This is a genomic window from Streptomyces sp. NBC_00691 (genome assembly GCF_036226665.1).
Taxonomy (GTDB): Bacteria; Actinomycetota; Actinomycetes; order Streptomycetales; family Streptomycetaceae; genus Streptomyces.
Genome location: NZ_CP109007.1, coordinates 7,406,424 through 7,425,429 on the forward strand (window position 1 = coordinate 7,406,424; position 19,006 = coordinate 7,425,429).

Here is a 19,006-nt window from a genome sequence, read left to right on the forward strand (position 1 = left end):
GTGCGGAACCCTTGGAGCCCGAAAGCCCCTCCCTGGGCCTGTTCCCGGGAACGGCCCCCCGCATGCGAGGGCGGGCCCGACACCTCACTCCCGGGACCGGGAAACGGGCCCGTCGCCCGGCTCCGGCCGCCTCCCCGGCTCCGGCCGCGACCGGCTCGCGGCTTCGCTCGCCCGGCGAGCCGCCTGACCGCCCTCTGCCCGGCGCCCCTTCTAGGTCCCCGCGACCGGTGCCGGCGTCGGTGCCGTCGACTCCTTCGGTGCGCGTCCCAGCGCGCGGATCGCCGGTACCGCGAGCATGACCCCGATGAGGGCGATGCCCATGACCGAGGAGAACAGCAGGACCCGGTCCGCGCCGTACGCGTCCGCCGCCGGCCCGGCCAGGGCCCGGCCCAGGGGGATGACCATGATGGAGCCGGCCACGTCGTAGGCCGAGACGCGGCTCAGGACGGCCAGCGGGATGTGGGACTGCACGCTCGTCGCCCACATGACGCCCCAGAAGGCGAACCCGCAGCCCGCCACGACGCCGGTGAGCGCCGTCACCGTGAAGGACCAGCCCAGGGCCGGAGCGAGGGGGTTGAGGGCGAAGAAGAACATCGCGCAGGCGCCCGCGACCAGCGGGCGGCTCGGCCGGACCCGCATGCCGAGGAGGCCGCCGATGATCGTGCCGGCGCCGTCCGCCGAGGCGATCCAGCCGTAGCCGCTGGCGCCGTGCTGTTCGGTGAGCAGCGCCGCGCCGAGCGGCAGCGCGGGGCCGAAGACGAAGAGGCCGTACACCGCCCACACGGCGATGACCCCCCACAGCCACGAGCGCGACCTGAACTCGTGCCAGCCCGTGGCCAGCCGGTGCCACATCGGGTCGTCGCTCTCGTCCTTGGCCGTGCCGAGTCTGCGCAGCGGCGCCAGGCCCAGCGCGCTCAGCGCGTACGCCGCCGCGATCACCACGAAGGAACCCGCCACGTTCCAGTAGGCCACGAGAAGGCCCGCCACACCCGGCCCGAGCAGGGTGCAGATGGCCTCGGAGATCCGCAGCAGCGCGTTGGCCCGCTGGATGTCCTCGGCGACCTGGGGGACCAGGCTCGCCAGACCCGGCTGGAACATCGCGGTCGCGGCACCGCTGAGCGCGAGGAGCGCCATGATGTGCCACAGCCGTACGTCCGAGCCGATCAGCAGCACCGCGAGCGCGAGCATGGCCACCATGCGGACCACGTCCGCGCCGACCATCATCACCTGGGGCGTGAACCGGTCGGCGAGCACGCCGCCGAACAGCACGAGCAGCACGATCGGCGCCATCCACGCGGCCAGCGCGTATCCGACACCGCCCGCCCCGTACCCCGCGCCGAGCACGGCGGTCGTGAGCGACACCATCAGCATGCCGTCGGCGAGCAGCGAGGTGCTGCGCGCGGTGAAGAACAGCCGGAAGCGGCTCGATCGCCACGGGCTGGGAGGGGGGCTCTGGTCCCGCTCGGCGGTTGCCTCATCCATCGTCATGTCACATCCCGGTCCCGGCCGGTCCCTTCCCTGAGAATCTGCTGCCGGAGCCAGGCGCTGGTCCGGTCCGCCTCCGCCGGCGGGTGGTGGACGATCACGTACCGGCGCGGAGCCAGTACGCCGGGGCGGCCGGGGAGCGCGTCCATCAGCGCGGTGTGGGCCTGCGCCGGTGTGAGGGGGGTGTCGCCGGCGGCGATGAACGCCGTCAGGGATCCGTCCGGTGGTGTGGCGCCGGGCGTGCCGCCTTCCGGCGCCATGGCGTGCGGCGTGCTGTCGCCGGGGGCCACGGCGTCCGCGGTCACCTGTACGGGGAGTCCCTCCAGGGCCTCGCTCAGTGCCTGTGCCACCAGCGGCGGCGAGGTCCAGGACCCGTCGGTCCGGCACCACCGCGGCCCGCGTTCGACCGGCCGGACGCCCGTCACCTCGGTCAGCGAGGCGAGCGGCACGTCGTCCGTGGCGGCCGCCTCCAGGAGCCGTACGAGACCGGTCAGGAAGTCCTCCGCCTCGTCCCGCTTGAACAGCGCGGGGTCCACCCAGGTGCTCAGGTGGAGCAGCGGTTCCGTCGCGTAGACGAAGGTCAGGACGCGGGTCGGCAGCACTTGGTCCGGGCCCCAGCTCAAGTCGAGGGCACAGTCGGTGGCCTCGAACCGCGCCGTGGCCGCCGCGTCGTTCGCGTCGGCGGCATCTGCGGCGTCGGTCGCCTCGGACTCCGTCGTCGCCGACGTGACCGTCGCGACCGTCGTCGGAAGGGTGCTGACGTCGTTGAAGACGACATCGCGTGCGAAGTGGCTGCCCCGTTCGCGCGTCGTCCGTCCGATCATCTCCCAGAGCGCCACCGCGTCGAACTGGCTGTGCCGGTACGCGTTGAGCGCGGCCCCCCAGGCCTTCTTGAGCAGGGCGTCGAAGGTCGGTACCCGGACGTCGAGGGAGAGCAGCGCGTCCTGGGACAGGGTGTTCACGGAGCGGGCGAGCCGGGGGTGGTAGCGGTTGGACGTCGGGACGGCGGCCACGCACGCGGGCTGGTCGGCGCGGTGGGCGACGAGCGCGCACCACGCGGTCAGCAGCACCGTGGACGGCATGCCCCCGGTGCGCTCGGCCACGCGCGCGAGTGCCTGCGCGGCCCGACGTGACCGGAGGGTGAGCCGCGGAGTCCGCACCTCGGTCCCCTCGGCGCCCGGCTCGGCGAACATGGCCTGGGGGCCGGTGCGGATGATCCGCTCCCAGTACCGCAGCGAGGCTTCGGACTTCCGCAGTCCCGCCGGTGTCGCCTCCTCGGCGGCGAGGTCGAGCGGGGTGAGGGACGCCGGTGGAGGGAGCGTCTCGCCCGCGAGCAGGCTCAGCCACTCCTCCTTGAGGACCGCGAGGGCGCTGATGTCGGTCACGGCATGGCTCGCCGCCATGGTCACGTAGACGGGGGCGCCGGACCGGGCGACGAGGGAGATGCGGAGGGGGAAGTCCCGGTCCAGGTGGAAGCGTGCGGCGCGGGCCCCGCGGGCCGAGGACTCGGCGTAACCGGCGGGGTCCTCGGGCAGCTCCTCGTGATCGAGGACGGTGACCGTGAACGCCCCCTCGGCCGCCACCACTTGCTCCCGCGGGGCGCTCCCGGCGGCGTGCGGGAACGTCGTCCGCAGGGCCTCGTGGCGTACCGCGAGCGCCCGGAGTGCCTCGATCACGGACTCCGTCCGGGTCCCCTCGGGCACGGGCCACACGTCGTGGATGTTGATGTGCTCCGGCTCGTCCCGCAGCATGCAGCGGATCATGTTGGCCTGCCCCATGGTGACGGGGCCCCGGCGCTCCTCGCCGCCGCTGTACGTGACCGTGAGGGTGCGGGCGCTCCTCGGGCGGACCGCCCGGCTGGCCCGGGTCAGGGCCTCCCAGGCGTCGGTCAGCAGGGCGAACTCCTCCATGTCCTGCCGCGCCGCGTCGAGGAGTCGCTCGCGGAGGGGGGCGAGCGTGTCGGCGGCGGTGGCGTAGCGGCCGCCGAGGGCGCGGTAGGAACGGTCGAGGACGTCGAGCCGCTCGGCGTTCTCCGACCGGTCCACCCGGGCGCCGTCCCTGACGAACCCGGCGACGACGGAGGCCCGGACGTGGCCCTCGGCGTCGAGCAGCGCGTCACCGGCCTCCTTCATCGCGGTGTGGACCGAGGCGAAGTGCGGGGTGGACAGCAGGTACTTGGCGAACCGCAGTTGGTAGGCGAGGAATCCGGAGTCCGAACGTCGCTCGCCCGTATGGAAGTTGACGATGTGCCGGTTGTGGAGGACGCCGGGCAGGCGGGCGTTCTCGACCAGGTGGAGGAGGAAGTAGTCGCTTCCGATGGTGTCGGTGGCGGGCGGCAGCGGCACCCGGCCGTACACCTCGCGGTCGAGGGCGATGTTGCACATGTCCACGCGGGTCGGGCTGACACTCATGAGTGTCGTCCGGTCGCCGGTGTACGCGGCGGTCCCGGCGCCCCGGAAGGACTCCGCTATCAGGTTCCTGCGCCAGATCTCCGGGTAGCCGGCGGGGATCGAGAGGCCGATGACATCCTCGTAGACGCCCGGGTCGAGGCGGCGGATCTCCTCGACGTCCACGGACATCTCGCCGACGAAGGAACCGCCGACCAGGGCCACCGGCCGGTCCGCGCAGGTGGGGTCGAGCCTGTTCCGGGAGACCAGGCCGGCGACGTCGGCGGCCCGCAGTCCCAGTGCCGTGAGCTCGTGGTGGAACGGGAAGACCGGTTCGCCGTCCAGGTGCTGGTAGCGGCTGTCGGAGTCGCGGCGGTGGACCGACACGCAGCCCAGGGCCTCGGCGAGGAGGAAGGCGCGGTTGGTGCAGGCGCCGTAGGAGACGCCGTCCGGCAGCATCAGGTCCAGCACGTGTTCCGGCGCGGCGACGCCGGACCGCGCGATCACCTCCCGCAGGAAGGCCCGCTGCTCGTCCTCGTCGACGTGGTGCACGACCACTCCGGGGACCGCGGGCAGGGAGGCGATCACCTCGCGGTGCTCGGCGACGGTCGCCGCGTCCGAGGAGTCCAGGACGAGGAGCCGTACCTCGACGCCGAACGCGCGGGCGCCGTACGCGGCCTCCTCGGCCACCGCCCGGAGGGTCGCGGCGCAGGCCCGGTCGGTGGGCAGGGTCAGACAGACACGGCGCACGCCGGCTCCCCGCCCTGCCCGGGGGCGGAGGCGTCGCCCTTGTCCGCGGACGAGGTGTCTCCCGCGTCCTTCCACGAGGTGAGTCCCAGCAGTCGGCTGCCGAGGTCGTTCAGGGTGGCCGTCGGGTACCGCGCGGACTCGTGGAGCACGGGGTCGCCGACGAGGGTCCGGTTCCAGCGCGGGGTCCGCAGGTGCCGCCAGGAGTCGACGCGGGACCGCCTCAGCCGCTCGTGCTCTTCGAGCGCCGGCATCATCGACAGGTACTGGACCGCCCGTACCTGGTCCTCGGAGACGTTGCGCGCCACGCCGTGGGCGAGCAGGCCGTTCCAGATCAGCAGGTCGCCGGGGCGCAGGTCGGGCCGGACGACGGGGTACTCCGCGCGGTCCACGGCGGGGCGCAGCGGGTCGCGGTCGGCCGGCTGGGCGACCTTCCACTCCTCGAACCGCCGGAACAGCTCAGGGTCGCACTGGAAGCCGCCCGACTCGGGCCGGGTGTCGTTGAGCGCGATGATTCCCTGCACCCGCTGCGGGGGGACCCCCAGGGTGGTGTCGATGTCCCAGTGCAGCTCGATGTCGAAGCCGCGGTCCGTGGGCTCGATGAGGGCGCGGTCGCGGTTCCCGATGTTGGGCGGGTTGAGGTTGAGCCGGTCCTGGGTGACCCACAGCTCCTCGCAGTCCCAGACGTCCACGAAGGCGTCGTAGACGCGCTGGGCCTGACGGTTGTCCCAGAGGAGCTGGTGGTGGTAGGCCTCCACGAAGCCGTAGACGTGCAGCTGCTGGTCCAGTTCGGAGCGGAACGGCCGGTCCTCGTACCAGCTCTCCGGTCTGTCCGGGTCGAGGCCCTGGAAGTCCCAGGTGAAGTCGAGGAGGCGCTTCGCGGCCTCCGCCGGGACCGCCTCGCGGACGATGACGTAGCCGTACGTCTGCCAGTGCGCGAAGTCCTCCTCCGACAGCACCCGCAGCGGCCGTGACTTCTTGAGCTCCCGCAGCGTGGTCTGGGCGAGATAGGACTCGCCGTCCGCGCTGAAGTACGGCAGGTCCGAGGCCGCCCGGTGGAGGTGGGGGCGGCGGCGGGGGCGATGGGATGCGGGCGTCGTCATCTGGTCCCTCCAGGGCGGGAGTCGGGGCACGCGTTCCCCGGCCGGTGGACAGCACGGAGAAGCCCTCGGCGCGGAGCCGGGGGCGAGTGGCATGGACGGACGGAAGGGCGGACGTGGGGCGGACGGAACGGGCGCACGGCGGCGCCGGGCGTGGGGGGTCGGGGCCACGCCGTTCAGAACGATTGGTTTAGACCATACCTGTTGTCAAGTGACGTCTCAATATGCAGAGTTGCATGTGACAGCCTACCGGCTTTGGTCTAGACAACCTCGGCGATGCTGACCTAGTGTCCCCCTGCGCAGTCCGGTCCCGCAGGGATGTCGGCCGGCTTCACGCTGCTGCGCGTCGCGGTCGACGGCGACCACATCCAGGGGCGCGCCCACCCGTATCTCGGTTCGCCCACGCCCAGAGGGAGCGGTTTCCATGAGCACACCCAGCGCCACGGCCCTGCCGGACGGCGGCCTGAAGAGCCCTGGTGCGGGCCTGATCACGCTGGACCCCGTCCGGACCGCGCTCCTGCGCGGACTCGACGAGCTGCTCACCGGACTCGCCGCACGGCTCTCGGCGCCGGAGGTCGTGGGTCCGCCGCTGCTGTCCGTGGAAGGCCTGGCCCGCCTCGACTTCTTCCGCAACTTCCCCCATCTCGGCGTCTCCGCCGGGCGCTTCGCCCCGGACGCGCTCGACGGACTCGCGGCCGGCGAGACGCCGGGTGAGCTGCCCCTGCGGCCGACCGGCTACCTTCTGCCGTCCGCGACCTGCTACGGACTGCTGCTCTCCCTGGAGGGCCGGGACGTCGGCGAGGAAGGCCTCCGTCTCTCCGCCGCGGGCCGCTGCTTCCGCAACGAGACCCACTACGACGGCCTGCGCCGCCTGTGGGGCTTCCACATGCGTGAGGTCCTGTACCTCGGGACCAAGCAGGGTGCGGTCGAACACCTCGACCGCGGCGCGGAGTTCATCCTCGAGGCGGCCGCCCTCCTCGGACTGGAACTCACCAGGGCCGTGGCCGACGACCCCTTCTACGACAAGGGCGGCTCCCGGGCCAGGCTGATGGCGCTCGACCCGGTCAAGCACGAGTTCTGCGCCCCCGACGGCACGGCCATCGCCTCCGTGAACCGGCACCGCAACTTCTTCGGCGAACGGCTGGACATCCGCGCGGGCTCGGAGGGGCCGGCGTACAGCGCCTGCGTCGCCTTCGGGATCGAGCGCTGGATCCACGCGATGATCCTCGCCCACGGCACCCCCGAGCAGGCCCTGGACCGGCTCCGCGCCGCGCGCGCCGCCTGAACCGGGGCCGGAGGCGCGCGGGTCCGCGGGGCCCCGGCCCGCGGCGGGCCCGCCGTCCGCCCTGACGGCCGCCGTGCCCCACTTCCCGGACACCGCGTCCGTACCCCTTTCCGCACGACAGCAGTGAGCAAGGAGCGACCCCTCCCCATGGAACGCATCGCCGAGTGGCTTCACCAGAAGAACCCCGGCCTCGACGGCCCGATCGCCCACGACGAGGACCTCATCGAGGCGCGTCTCATCGACTCGATGGACTTCCTGGAGTTCATCGACCTCCTGGAGGAGCTCTCCGGGAGCACCATCGACCTCCAGGAGGTCACCATCGACGACTTCCGCACCCTCGGCCGTGTCCAGGAGCGCTTCCTGAGCGCCGCCACCGGCTGAGCGACCCCCGATGACGCACGGCCCGGAACCGGAGCGGGTCACGGCGCTGGCCGTCGTGGCGACGACCCCGGAGGTGCTGTCCCACCCCGATCTGGACGAGGGCCTGCTGGCCCCCTGGGAACGGCGTCGCCTCACGCGGATACGGCTGCCGGGCCGCCGGGACGACGTACTGGCGGCGCGCCTCCTCGCGCGGCTGTGCGTCGCCCGTGTCACCGGACTGCCGCCGGACACTCCGGCCCTCGCCCAGCTGTGCCCCGGCTGCGGCGGGCAGGACCACGGGCGCCCGTACCTCCGCGACCACCCCGGGGTGGGCGTCAGCCTCAGTCACGCCGACGGTCTGGTCGCGGCCGCCGTGGGCCGGGGCGCGATCGGCATCGACGTGGAGCCCTCGACCCGCCGCCCCGGCCCCGCGCGCGTACTCCGCCGCCTCCTCCCCGAGGCCGACCTCGCGGAGGCCGCGGCCCAGGCCGACCCCGGCTCGGCGCTGCTCCGTCTCTGGGTCCGTGCGGAAGCCCGGCTGAAGGCCGGGCGGACCGGTGAGACCGGCCCGGACGAGCTCCGGCTGCGGGAGTGGACGGACCGCCCCCGGGCGGCCGTCGCCGCGGTGGCCTCCACGACGGGGATCACGATCGCCTCCGTGTGAGGGCCGTTCCGGGGGTCCGTCGCCGTCGGGACGCCGACCGCACCGCCGATCGGCGGAGTTCCCGGCGCCCGCCCTGTGATCCTGACGACAGGAGGTCGTCGCGAGTGGTAGGTCGGGGGGATGCAGCCAGGCACCTCACCGACGGTCACGATCAGCCCCTTCCTGCGGACGGCCGCCGCGTACGCGTGGCGGCTTCTCGTCGTCGGCGTGCTCGTCTACAGCCTGTTCGCGGTGCTCGGACGGTTCCACGAGATCGGCGTGGCCCTCTTCCTCGGGCTCGTGATCACCGCCCTGCTCCGCCCCCTCGCCGATCTGGTCGCCCGGCGTCTGCCCCGGCCCCTCGCCGTGGCGATCACCCTGCTCGGCGGCATCGTGCTCGTCCTGGGGGTGCTCGCGCTGGTCGGCGAGGCGGTGGCGGGGGAGCGGACGACCCTCGTACGCGAGTTCCGCGTGGGGGTCGACAGGATCGAGGACTGGCTGGAGCGGCCGCCGTTCCGGCTGAATCCGGGGGCCTTGAGCGACCTCCAGGCCAAGATCGGGGACTTCCTCTCCAGTCATCGCTCGACCCTGGTCAGTACGGCGGTGAGCGGCGCCCATCAGGTGGTGGCCGTGCTGACGACGCTGGCCCTCGCCGTGTTCTCCTCGGTGTTCTTCATCCACTCCGGTGACCGTCAGTGGGCCTGGTTCCAGCAGCAGTTGCCCGGGTCGGTCCGTGAGCGGGTGTCGGTCGGCGGGCGCGCCGCCTGGCGGACCTTCACCGGCTACACCCATGGGATCGTGCTGGTGGCGGCGGTGAACGCGGTGCTCGTCGGGATCGCCCTGTGGCTCCTCGGCGTCCCTCTGGCGGTGCCGCTGGCGCTCCTGGAGTTCGTCGCCGCGTTCGTGCCGCTGATCGGCTCGCCCATCGCCCTGGCGGTCGCCGCTGTCGTGGCACTGGCCTCGCAGGGCCCCCTGGTGGCCGCGATCGTGGTCGGCCTCATCGTGGTGATCGGCCAGATCGAGGGTCACCTGCTGCATCCGCTCGTCATGAGCTGGGCCGTACGGCTCCATCCGCTGGTGGTCGCGATCGCGGTCATCGCGGGCTCGATCGCGGCGGGCATCGTGGGCGCCGTGGTGGCCGTTCCGCTGGTCTCGGTCGTCTGGTCGGTGTACACGGCGCTACGGGACGCCCGCGCGGCGACGCCTGAGACCGGGGCGACGCCTGAGACCGGGGCGACGCCTGAGACCGGGGCGACGACGGAGGGCGGGTCGACACCGGAGGGCGGCGGGTCGACGACGGAGGGCGGCGCGACGTGACGGGCGGTCGGGGCCCGGTTCCGGATCGGTGTCCGCACGTGCGTGGCGGATAATCGATCATGAGGCGGCGGGGGTGGTGCGCAGTCGCGCGCCACCCGGCACGGGGTCGGACCGCTGCCGCGTCGAGGTGTGGGGGCCGCATGGGATCGCTGGTTGCGTCGGAGGCTGTCGGGACACGTGAGGACAGGTTCGCCTGGTTCTGCGAGACGGTGTCCACCGAGGTCATGCCCGTCATGCTCAGCCCCCGGCACACGGGCGACTTCCGGGCCGGCGTCACGGACCTGGACCTCGGAGCGGTACGGCTCTCCGCGCTGTCCTGCTCACCGGTGGTCTCGCGACGGACCCCGGTCCACGTCCGGCGCGGCGATCCCGAGCACCTGCAACTCGCCCTCGTGACCCAGGGGGCGGTCAGGATCTCCCAGCGGGGCAGTGACGCGGAGGTCGCGGGGGGACTCGTCCTCACGGACACCTCACGGCCGAGCGAAGGGGAGTGCCTGGGCGGGCAGGTCGAGTCGGTGGTCCTGCAGATCCCCCGGCAGGCCCTGCCGCTGCGTCCGGACCGGGTGGACCGGCTCCTTGCACGGGATCTGGCCGCGGACGTGGGGTCCGGGGCCGTCGTCGCCGACTTCCTGCGGACGCTGCTCAGGCGCGGACCGCTCTGCCGCCCCGAGGAGCTGCGCGGGATGGGAGAGGTCGCCCTCGACCTGGCCGCCGTGTTTCTCGCGCGGCAGCTCGGTGACGCCGGCCAGGCGCCCGCCGAGGCCCGCGAGCGGGAGGCCGTGCGGCGGATCCGGCGCTTCATCGGGAACAACCTCGGCGACCCCGGCCTCACGCCCCGGACCATCGCGGAGCGGCACCACATGTCCCTGCGAAGGCTCTACACCCTCTTCGGCGACGAGCCCCTGACCGTCTCGGCGCTCATCCGGCAGGGCCGGCTGGAACGCGCCCACGCCGACCTCGTGTGCGGGGCCATGAGGGATCAGTCGGTCCAGGCCATCGCGGCGCGCTGGGGCTTCTCCAGCGCCACCGGGTTCAGCCGGGCGTTCCGCGAGGCCTACGGGATCACGCCGACCGAGCACCGGGCCTCGGCGGCCCGGACGGCCCCGCGGCACGGATAGCACAGGAATCCCGCACGTCAGGAACACCATCGCCTGCCGCACGAGCCTAAGTTCACCGCTGGAGACACCACCAGAACGTGAACGGAGACACGGACATGAACGCACGTACCAGGGTTGCCACCGTCGCGGGGGCCGCCGCCCTGGCCTTCGCCGGAGTGATGGGCTCCGCGGGGCAGTCGTTCGCCGCGTCGAACGGACAGCAGATCCACTTCCACGACAGCAGCGGCCTCGTCTACTCCATCCGCGTCCAGGGGTACAACCAGAACGGCGCCGCGGTGTCGGGCTGCTTCAACACCCCGGGCAAGGACACCTGGGTCGGGGGATGGTGGTGGAAGGGGGAGGTCAACGTGACCTTCTACAAGAGCGGTTCCTGCTCGTTCGCCACGTACTTCGGGGAGACGAACGCGTGGGTGCCGACCTCGCAGAGCGGCGACTGGACGACCGTCTCCTCCTGACCCGGGGCGATTCGGGCGTCCCGTGCCAGGGGCGTCGCACGCCGGTTGTGGTGCGGGGTCTTGCGCGGGACTTCCGGGCTCTCTACTCTCCGGGCCAATGGTTAGGAATATTTCCTAACCATTGGCCATGGAGGGAAAGGGAGTTGTCATGCGTCGACGAAGCGTCTCGCTTCTCGGGCTCGCGGGCCTGCTGGCGTTGCCCCTGACGGTGCTGCCGCAGGCACAGGCAGCCGACAGTCCGGTGTCCACCGGAAAGGCGGTGACGGCCTCGTCCGTCGAGACCTCGGCCTTCGGGGCCGGTCTCGCGGTGGACGGCAGCGCGGCCACCCGCTGGGCGAGCCTCGAAGGCGTCGATCCGCAGTGGATCCGCATCGACCTCGGAGCCAACCACACGATCTCCCGCGTGAAGCTCAACTGGGAGGACGCGTACGGGAAGACGTACAAGATCCAGACCTCGGCCGACGGCTCGACCTGGTCCGACGTCTACTCCACCACCGCCGGTGACGGCGCGACCGACGACCTGACGGTCTCCGGCAGCGGCCGCTACGTCCGCATGTACGGGACCGGCCGCGGCACCGCGTACGGCTACTCCCTCTGGGAGTTCGAGGTGTACGGCGCGCCCACCGGCACGGGCGGCGGCGGCGGCACGGCCGTGCCCTTCGGCAGCCACCTCAGGCCGTACGCCGCCGGCATGCTCAAGCCCTCCGGCTCCCAGGCCACCCTCGACCAGAAGGTCGTCGACTACTACAACAGGTGGAAGTCCGCCTTCGTCCGGCAGAACTGCGGCAACGGCTGGTACCAGATCATCTCGCCCGACGCCGACCACCCGTACGTCGCCGAGGCGCAGGGCTACGGCATGGTCGTCGCCGCGACCATGGCCGGCGCCGACCCCGACGCGAAGAAGATCTTCGACGGCCTCGTCAAGTGGAAGATCGACCACCCGTCAGCCGTCAACCCGAACCTGCTCGCCGCCGAACAGGACGTCAACTGCCGCAGCGTCAACGGCGGGGACGGCGCCACCGACGGCGACATGGACGTGGCCTACGGCCTGCTCCTCGCCGACAAGCAGTGGGGCAGCGCCGGCACCTACAACTACAAGGACCTCGCGCTCAAGCACATCGCCGCGATCAAGAAGGACGAGGTCAACCCGACGACCAAGCTCCTGAAGCTCGGCGACTGGAGCAGCTCCGGCGACCAGTACTACTACATATCCCGCACCTCCGACTGGATGGTCGACCACTTCCGCGCCTTCCGCACGGCCTCCGGCGACACGACCTGGGACGCCGTGCGCACCGCGCACCAGACCCAGATCTCCCGACTCCAGTCGACCTACGCCTCCGGCACCGGACTCCTCCCGGACTTCGTCGTCGACACCAACACCACGCCCAAGCCCGCCCCGGGCGAGGTCCTGGAGGACCCGAACGACGGCGCCTACTGGTGGAACGCCTGCCGCACCCCGTGGCGCATCGCGGACGACGCGGTGACCAGCGGCGACGCCACCTCGCTCGCGGCCGCGCGGAAGGTCAACAGCTGGATCAAGACGAAGACCGGCGGCGACCCGAACAAGATCGCCATCGGCTACAAGCTCAACGGCACCCAGATCTCGTCGGGCAGCGAGGCCGCCTTCTTCGCCCCGTTCGCGGTGGCGGCGATGACCGACTCCGGCAGCCAGGCCTGGCTGGACGCCCTGTGGAACAAGATGCTGGCCACCCCGATCGACACCAGCAGCTACTTCTCCGCGAGCATCCAGCTCCAGGTCATGATCACGGCCTCAGGCAACCACTGGGTCCCGTAGCGGCACGGACAGCGCCGTGAGGCAGTCCGTCAGGGCCGCCGTGGTGGCCCCGAGCGGGAACCGCGCGGCGAGCTGACCGTCGGGGCGTACGACGAAGCCGGTGGCGCCGTCGGGGAGGTAGATCCGCGCGAACTCCCCGGCGGCGTCCCGGTACGCCGGGGCGCCGAGGGCGGGGACGACGTCCGGATCGGCCTCCCGGGGGAGCAGGGCGACGACGGCGAGCGGCAACCGGTCGCCCGCGGCGGCCCGCGCCGCCGCCACCGCCCGCGCGAGCCCGGTGGCATCCGCCCCGCACAGCACGGCGATGTGTCCGGGGCGGTCGCGCAGGACATCGAGCAGTCGCAGCGGGTACACGGCGACCGGTGTGTCCAGACCGCCGCAGTCCGGAGCCAGATCGCCGGGCTGCGGCGCCTCGACCGGCCCGTACGCGGCGCCGGCGAGCGGGCCGCCCCGATAGCCGACGAGCAGCTGGGCCTCGCGGAGCAGCAGGGTCCTCAGATCGTCCGCGTCGCTCTCGATGCCCCGGGTGGCGTGCCGCACGGTACGGCCGACGACCTCCTCGCCCACCGGTCGGCGCTCGGCGTCGTAGCTGCCGAGCAGCGCGGGCCCGGCCTCGCCCCTCACCACGAGGGCGAGCTTCCACGCCAGGTTGGCGGCGTCCTGGATGCCGGTGTTCATGCCCTGGGCGCCGGTGGGCGGGTGGATGTGCGCGGCGTCGCCCGCGACGAAGACCCGCCCCTCGCCGTAACGGCCGACGATGCGGTGGCTGATGCGGAACACCGACGACCAGCGCAGATCGGAGAGCCGGGCCGGGCCCGGGGCCAACCGGTCGACCACGGCCTGGAGATGGGACAGCTCGGGGCCGCGGCCGTCCTGGAGGCCGTGGGCGAGCCCGTCCGAGGGGGAGGCGGACCGGGGCGGCCGCCCGGCGCGCGCCGCATCGGCCGGTTCGGCCAGCTCGGGCGGCACCTTCATCGACATCCGGTAGCGCCCGGCGCCGGGCAGCGGAATGCAGACGAGGACGTCGTCGAGGGACCCGTCGGCGGTGCGGTGCTCGCAGCGGAGCGCGTATCCCTCGGGCAGGTCCCAGCCGGACTCGGCCACGACGTCGCCGAGCATGTACGCCTCCGGGAACGCGCCGCCCTCGTACGACAGGCCCAGGGTCTTGCGGACGACGCTGTGGGCCCCGTCGCAGCCGATCAGATACGGGACCCGCAGCTCCTCGGTGAACCCCGACGCGCTGCGCAGCAGGGCGGTGACCCCGTCCGGGTCCTGGACGAACGAGACGAGTTCGGTCCCGCGCTCGATGGACGTCCCCAGGCCTGCGACGTACTCCTCCAGGAGCCGCTCGGTCTCGTACTGCGGCAGGGCGGCGAAGCCGTACGGCACGTCGGGCGGCAGCTCCAGGGCGAGCCGGCCCGCCTCCGCGCCGTTGACGTAGGTGAGTTGGCCGCGCATCGGGACGGCGGCCTCCAGGACAGCACGGATCAGGCCCATCCGGTCCCACAGTTCCAAGGTGCGCGGCTGGATCCCGACGGCCTTGGCGTACGGGAGTCTGGCCGGCAGCCGGTCGACGAGCCGGCAGCGCACCCCGTGCCTGCGGAGCTCGGCGGCGGCGCTCAGCCCGACCGGACCCGCGCCCACGATGAGTACGTCGGTGGTGGTGCCGGTGTGCGCCACGGATGCCCTCCAGTGCCGTCCGGATCCTCGCCGGGTTCGGTCCTCCATGGTCACTCGCGGTCGCCCGTTCGGCGAGCCGTGCGGGCGACCGACCGGCGTACGCGCGCGTGGGCCGATGTACCGGCAGGCCCTGCCCTGCCTCGCCCTGCCCGGCCGCGGGCCCGACCACCCGGCCGGCCCGGGCGGACGGGATCGTGCGGCACTCCCGCCGAGCCCCCGGGGCCGTGTCCGAGGCGGGGACGGCGGCCGGGCTTCAGGGCTCCACGATGCCCCGGATGACGCCCAGCTCCAGAAGGTCCTGCGGGCGCAGCCGGAGTCGGTCCGCCGTCGTGGCGGACTCCTCCGGCGGGCGCTTGAGGATCGACGCGGCCGCCTCCGGGGCGATCACCGAGAAGTAGCTGTCGGGGGTGGCCCAGAGGTGGCCGGGGGCCGCGAGGGCCAGGGCGCCGCCCGAGCCGCCCTCGCCGATGAGGAGCGAGGTGACGGGCACGCGCGCGGTGGCCACGGCGGCGAACAGGTCGGCGATCGCCGGGCCCGCGCCGGCACGCTCCGCCTCCGGCCCGTTGGCCGCGCCCGGCGTGTCGACGAGGGTGAGGACCGGGATCCCCAGCCGGTCGGCGAGCCGTACGAGCCGGGCGGCCGTCCGGAAGCCGGCCGGGCGGGTCGCGGTCCCGCACTGCGCCGCGTACGCCACCGTACGGCCGTCGGGGAGCCGCCCGAAGCCGCACCGCATCCCCGGGTCGACACCGCCGGCACGGTCGCCCGAGATCTCCGCACGGACGGTGAAGTGCGCGTCGAGGTACGCGTCCGCCCGGGGACGGTCGGGGTGCCGGGCCCGGGCCACCGCCTCACGGCCGCTCGCGGCGGGCGGCGTGTCGGGGGAGCAGAGCGCCCGTGGCGCCGCCGCCTGCCCTTCGGCGGGACGCGTGAGCAGGGAGAGCCAGCGCCCGAGGGTGTCACGGAGCGCGTCGGCCGCCACGACCGCGTCGATGTGGCCGTGCGCGAGCTGTGCCTCAGCGGTGTACGCGGCGGGGTCCGCGTCCGGCGGGCGGACCCGGGAACCGGCGAAGCCGACCTGCGCGCCGGGCAGCGCGAGCACCACGTCCGAACCGGCGCCGAGCGTGGCCCAGCCGCCGCCCGTCGTCGGGTCCCGCAGGACGGCGATCTGCGGCAGCCCGGCGGCGCGGGTGAGGGCAGACTCGCCGGCCAGGAGCTGGAGTTGGAGCAACGCCCGCATACCCTCGTGCATCCGGCTGCCGCCCGTCGCCGGCAGCACGACCACGGGCAGCCGGCGGGCGCGGGCCCGAGCGTGGGCCGCGGCGGCGCGTGCCCCGGTCCGTTCCCCGAGGGAGCCGCCGAGGAAACCGAACTCGAAGGAGATCAGGACGGCCCGCACCCCGCCGACCTCACCCGTGCCGCAGACCACCGACTCGGTCTCGCCGGTACGGGCGGAGGCGCGCGCGTGGGCGGCGGAGTAGCCGGGCCATCCGAGCGGCCCGTCGCCCGTCAAGGGCCCCTCCGTGAAGGGGAATTCGGTGAAGTCGTCGCCGGCGACGAGGGCGATCGCCTCGCGTGCCGTCGTCGGGTCGCTCATCCGGACCTCGCAGCTCGTCGACGGAGTGTGGGGCAGGGCCCGGCCGCCCCGCGGTGGCCGCGGGGAACCGGACCCGCCGGTGCACCGTCACGGTAGCGCCCGGCGGTCCGACGGCTCCGGCCCGCCCCCGCGTCGCTCGCCGCGCCGTCCCTCAGGCCAGGATGCCGCTCCCGTGCGGCGCGTACAGGTCGAGGAGCCGGACCCTGGTCACCTGGAGGCGGTGGGCCAGGATCGCGCCCACCCAGAACATGACCGAGGCCCCGAACTCCGCGTCCGAGCGGCACATCGAGCGCACGGCCGGGGCGTTGAACTCCTGTGCCCGGACGGGGGTCATCGCCTCCGCCCCCGACTGGCACAGATACGGCGGGAACAGCCAGGACAGTCCCACCAGCTCACCGTGGTGCAGGGTCTCGATCACCGGTGCCCCGCGCCCCGGCACCTTGGCATCGAGCGTCACCGCGCCCGTCTTCACGATCCAGAACCGGTCGGCGTGCTGTTGCTCCTCGAACAGCCGGTGACCGGACTCGAAGTACACGTCCTCGGCGAAGGCCATCAGGCGTTCCCGGTGATCGGGCGGCAACGTGCTGACCTTGGGTGCGGCACTGCTCATGGCGGACCCTCCTCGCGCACTCGGCTCCCACCCCCAGTGTCCGCCAGCCCGCCCGCACGCGCGCGTAAGCGGGTTCAGGCACCCGGCCCCGCCGCCGGAAGGCCTCGCGCAGATCGGTACGGAATCCATGGCAGACAAGCCCGCGATCGTCCTCGTCCGCGGCTTCTGGGGCGGCGCCGCCCACTGGTCCAAGGTCATCACCGAACTCCACCGCCGCGGCCACGACCGGCTCCACGCCGTGGAGAACCCGCTCACCTCGCTCGCCGACGATGCCGAGCGGACACGGAAGATGGTCCGGCAGGTCGACGGGCCCGTCCTCCACCGAGGACCGCATGATCCACCCCGACAACGAGCGCCGCATGGTCGCGCGGATGAACCCGCGCAAGACCGTCGAGCTCGACGCGAGCCACGCCTCGCTCGCCTCCCGGCCCGTCGAGGTCTGCGACCTGATCGAACTGGCCGTGCGCGAGACCGCCTCCTGACCACGGCACGACCGCCGCCGCCCGGCCGCCCGGCGGCCGGCTGACGGTGTGGACCGCACGTGACCCCCGGCTCGTGGGCCGGGGGTCACGTCTCGGCATGCCCGCTCGCTCTCCGTGCACCCCCTCCGGAGTGCGGGTACCGGGTGGAGGGCGGAGCATGAACGTGAGAAGGAGCGGCAAGCGGGGGCGTGAGCCAGGAGGGTGACATGCCCGTCCCGGAAGGTGGCGTCCCGGAAGGTGGCGACGAGCTCGTCGTGCTGCGCGGGGTCGACAAGCACTTCGGCTCCCTGCACGTCCTCCAGTCCATCGACCTCACGGTCCACCGCGGCGAGGTCGTGGTCGTCATCGGGCCGTCGGGCTCGGGGAAGTCGACGCTCTGCCGCGCGATCAACCGCCTGGAGACCATCGACGAGGGCGAGATCGTCGTCGACGGACGCCCCCTGCCGGCCGAAGGCCGCGAACTCGCGGCCCTGCGCGCCGACGTCGGGATGGTCTTCCAGTCCTTCAACCTCTTCGCGCACAAGACGGTGCTCGACAACGTCACCCTGGGCCAGATCAAGGTCCGCAAGAAGGACCGGAAGGCGGCCGAGCAGCGCGCCCGCGCACTCCTCGACCGGGTCGGGGTCGCCTCCCAGGCGGACAAGTACCCGGCCCAGCTCTCCGGCGGCCAGCAACAGCGCGTGGCGATCGCCCGCGCCCTCGCCATGGATCCGAAGGTGATGCTCTTCGACGAGCCGACCTCCGCGCTCGACCCCGAGATGATCAACGAGGTCCTGGAGGTCATGCAGCAACTCGCCCGGGACGGCATGACGATGGTGGTCGTCACCCACGAGATGGGCTTCGCCCGGTCCGCCGCCAACCGCGTCGTCTTCATGGCCGACGGCAGGATCGTCGAGGAGACGACTCCGGACGAGTTCTTCAGCAATCCGCGCAGCGACCGTGCCAAGGACTTCCTGTCCAAGATCCTCCACCACTGACACCCATGACCACGGAGACCTGGGCACCGGCACCACCGCACCACCGCACGACACGGCAGGGTCGCCGCCCGACCAGCAGCCCCCAGGGGTGATTCTCATGAACGCGACCAGGACCGGCAGGACGACCGTCAGGACCGGCAGGGCCACCGTGGCCGTCGCCGCGGCCGTCGTCCTCTCCTTCACCTCCGCAGGATTCGCGAACGGTGCCACCGGCGCCGTGCCACGCGACCACGGCGGCGACGAGATCACCGTCGGCATCAAGTACGACCAGCCCGGCATCGGCCTGAAGACCCCCGACGGCACGTACACCGGCTTCGACGTCGACGTGGCCACGTACATCGCCAAGGAGCTCGGCCACGACCCCTCCGACATCGTGTGGAAGGAGGCCAAGAGCGCCGACCGGGAGACGCTGCTCCAGCGCGGCGACGTGGACTTCATCGCGGCCTCGTACTCGATCAACGACAAGCGGGCCGAGAAGGTCGACTTCGCCGGCCCCTACCTCCTCGCCCACCAGGACGTCCTGATCAGGGCCGACGACGACTCGATCAAGCAGCCGTCCGACCTCAACAACAAGAAGCTCTGCTCGGTCACCGGCTCGACCTCCGCGCAGAACGTCAAGGACAAGATCGCTCCCGACGCCCAGCTCCAGGAGTTCGGCGGCTACTCGGAGTGTCTGACCGGTCTCGAGAACGGTGTCATCGACGCCGTCACCACCGACGACTCGATCCTCGCCGGATACGCCTCGCAGAGCGAGTTCAAGGACAAGTTCAAGCTCGGCGGCTTCAAGATGAGCAACGAGAACTACGGCATCGGCGTCCAGAAGGGCAGCGAACTCAAGGCCAAGATCAACACAGCCCTGGAGAAGATGGTCGCCGACGGTTCCTGGGACGCGGCGGTGAAGAAGAACTTCGGCCCCGCGAACTACCAGAACGAACCCGCCCCCGAGATCGGCGTCATCGTGAAGTGAGCGA

General features: G+C 72.7%; 16 protein-coding genes. 10 read left to right on the forward strand and 6 right to left on the reverse strand.

Annotated elements, in window-relative coordinates; all coding sequences use genetic code 11:
- Positions 1-210: 210 nt before the first annotated feature.
- The 3 genes from OG392_RS33345 to OG392_RS33360 are packed head-to-tail and all read right to left on the reverse strand — an operon-like array spanning position 211 to position 5,722.
- Entirely contained in the window at positions 211-1,488 is a 1,278-nt protein-coding gene (locus OG392_RS33345) for an MFS transporter (protein ID WP_329285695.1), read from the reverse strand.
- Entirely contained in the window at positions 1,485-4,697 is a 3,213-nt protein-coding gene (locus tag OG392_RS37615; protein WP_443054983.1) for a DUF6271 family protein, read from the reverse strand. The genes OG392_RS33345 and OG392_RS37615 overlap by 4 nt, the downstream gene beginning before the upstream one ends.
- On the reverse strand, positions 4,604-5,722 hold the full coding sequence (locus OG392_RS33360; RefSeq protein ID WP_329285697.1) for a phytanoyl-CoA dioxygenase family protein: 1,119 nt from the start codon (positions 5,720-5,722) through the stop codon (positions 4,604-4,606). Before OG392_RS33360 ends, OG392_RS37615 begins: the two co-directional genes overlap by 94 nt.
- A 421-nt stretch (positions 5,723-6,143) precedes the next feature.
- Here OG392_RS33360 and OG392_RS33365 point away from each other — a divergent pair, with 421 nt between their 5' ends.
- The 7 genes from OG392_RS33365 (at position 6,144) to OG392_RS33395 (ending at position 12,692) form a co-directional block, all read left to right on the forward strand.
- Positions 6,144-7,004 (forward strand): hypothetical protein, encoded by an 861-nt coding sequence (locus tag OG392_RS33365; protein WP_329285698.1) that lies wholly within the window; start codon positions 6,144-6,146, stop codon positions 7,002-7,004.
- A 147-nt stretch (positions 7,005-7,151) separates the two neighbouring features.
- Positions 7,152-7,385 (forward strand): acyl carrier protein, encoded by a 234-nt coding sequence (locus tag OG392_RS33370; protein ID WP_329285700.1) that lies wholly within the window; start codon positions 7,152-7,154, stop codon positions 7,383-7,385.
- A gap of 10 nt (positions 7,386-7,395) precedes the next feature.
- Complete coding sequence (locus OG392_RS33375; RefSeq protein WP_329285702.1) at positions 7,396-8,028, forward strand: 4'-phosphopantetheinyl transferase family protein; 633 nt, start codon at positions 7,396-7,398, stop codon at positions 8,026-8,028.
- Positions 8,029-8,148: 120 nt separating this feature from the next.
- Positions 8,149-9,324: an AI-2E family transporter gene (locus OG392_RS33380; protein ID WP_329285703.1), complete on the forward strand. Its 1,176-nt coding sequence runs from the start codon at positions 8,149-8,151 to the stop codon at positions 9,322-9,324.
- A 140-nt stretch (positions 9,325-9,464) separates the two neighbouring features.
- Positions 9,465-10,442 carry a helix-turn-helix domain-containing protein gene (locus OG392_RS33385; protein ID WP_329285705.1) on the forward strand — a complete coding sequence of 326 codons (978 nt, stop codon included), beginning with the start codon at positions 9,465-9,467 and terminating at the stop codon, positions 10,440-10,442.
- A 95-nt stretch (positions 10,443-10,537) separates the two neighbouring features.
- A complete protein-coding gene (locus tag OG392_RS33390; RefSeq protein ID WP_329285707.1) occupies positions 10,538-10,897 on the forward strand; it encodes a hypothetical protein in 360 nt (119 codons plus the stop codon).
- Between the two features lie 148 nt (positions 10,898-11,045).
- The gene (locus tag OG392_RS33395; RefSeq protein ID WP_329285709.1) at positions 11,046-12,692 is read left to right on the forward strand and encodes a glycosyl hydrolase family 8; all 1,647 of its coding nucleotides are present in this window, start codon (positions 11,046-11,048) and stop codon (positions 12,690-12,692) included.
- Here the strand turns inward: OG392_RS33395 and OG392_RS33400 are convergent.
- The 3 genes from OG392_RS33400 to OG392_RS33410 form a co-directional block, all read right to left on the reverse strand.
- On the reverse strand, positions 12,669-14,372 hold the full coding sequence (locus OG392_RS33400; RefSeq protein WP_329285711.1) for an FAD-dependent monooxygenase: 1,704 nt from the start codon (positions 14,370-14,372) through the stop codon (positions 12,669-12,671). The genes OG392_RS33395 and OG392_RS33400 overlap by 24 nt on opposite strands.
- 253 nt (positions 14,373-14,625) lie before the next feature.
- Positions 14,626-15,966: a carboxyl transferase domain-containing protein gene (locus tag OG392_RS33405; protein ID WP_329285713.1), complete on the reverse strand. Its 1,341-nt coding sequence runs from the start codon at positions 15,964-15,966 to the stop codon at positions 14,626-14,628.
- A 151-nt stretch (positions 15,967-16,117) separates the two neighbouring features.
- Complete coding sequence (locus OG392_RS33410; protein ID WP_329285715.1) at positions 16,118-16,576, reverse strand: Crp/Fnr family transcriptional regulator; 459 nt, start codon at positions 16,574-16,576, stop codon at positions 16,118-16,120.
- A 332-nt stretch (positions 16,577-16,908) separates the two neighbouring features.
- Here OG392_RS33410 and OG392_RS33415 point away from each other — a divergent pair, with 332 nt between their 5' ends.
- From OG392_RS33415 to OG392_RS33425, 3 genes are all read left to right on the forward strand, one after another.
- Positions 16,909-17,058, forward strand: a complete 150-nt coding sequence (locus OG392_RS33415) for a hypothetical protein (protein ID WP_329285717.1) — start codon at positions 16,909-16,911, stop codon at positions 17,056-17,058.
- Positions 17,059-17,264: 206 nt separating this feature from the next.
- Entirely contained in the window at positions 17,265-18,035 is a 771-nt protein-coding gene (locus OG392_RS33420; protein WP_329285720.1) for an amino acid ABC transporter ATP-binding protein, read from the forward strand.
- A gap of 97 nt (positions 18,036-18,132) precedes the next feature.
- On the forward strand, positions 18,133-19,002 hold the full coding sequence (locus OG392_RS33425; protein WP_329285722.1) for a glutamate ABC transporter substrate-binding protein: 870 nt from the start codon (positions 18,133-18,135) through the stop codon (positions 19,000-19,002).
- The last annotated feature ends 4 nt before the right edge of the window (positions 19,003-19,006 follow it).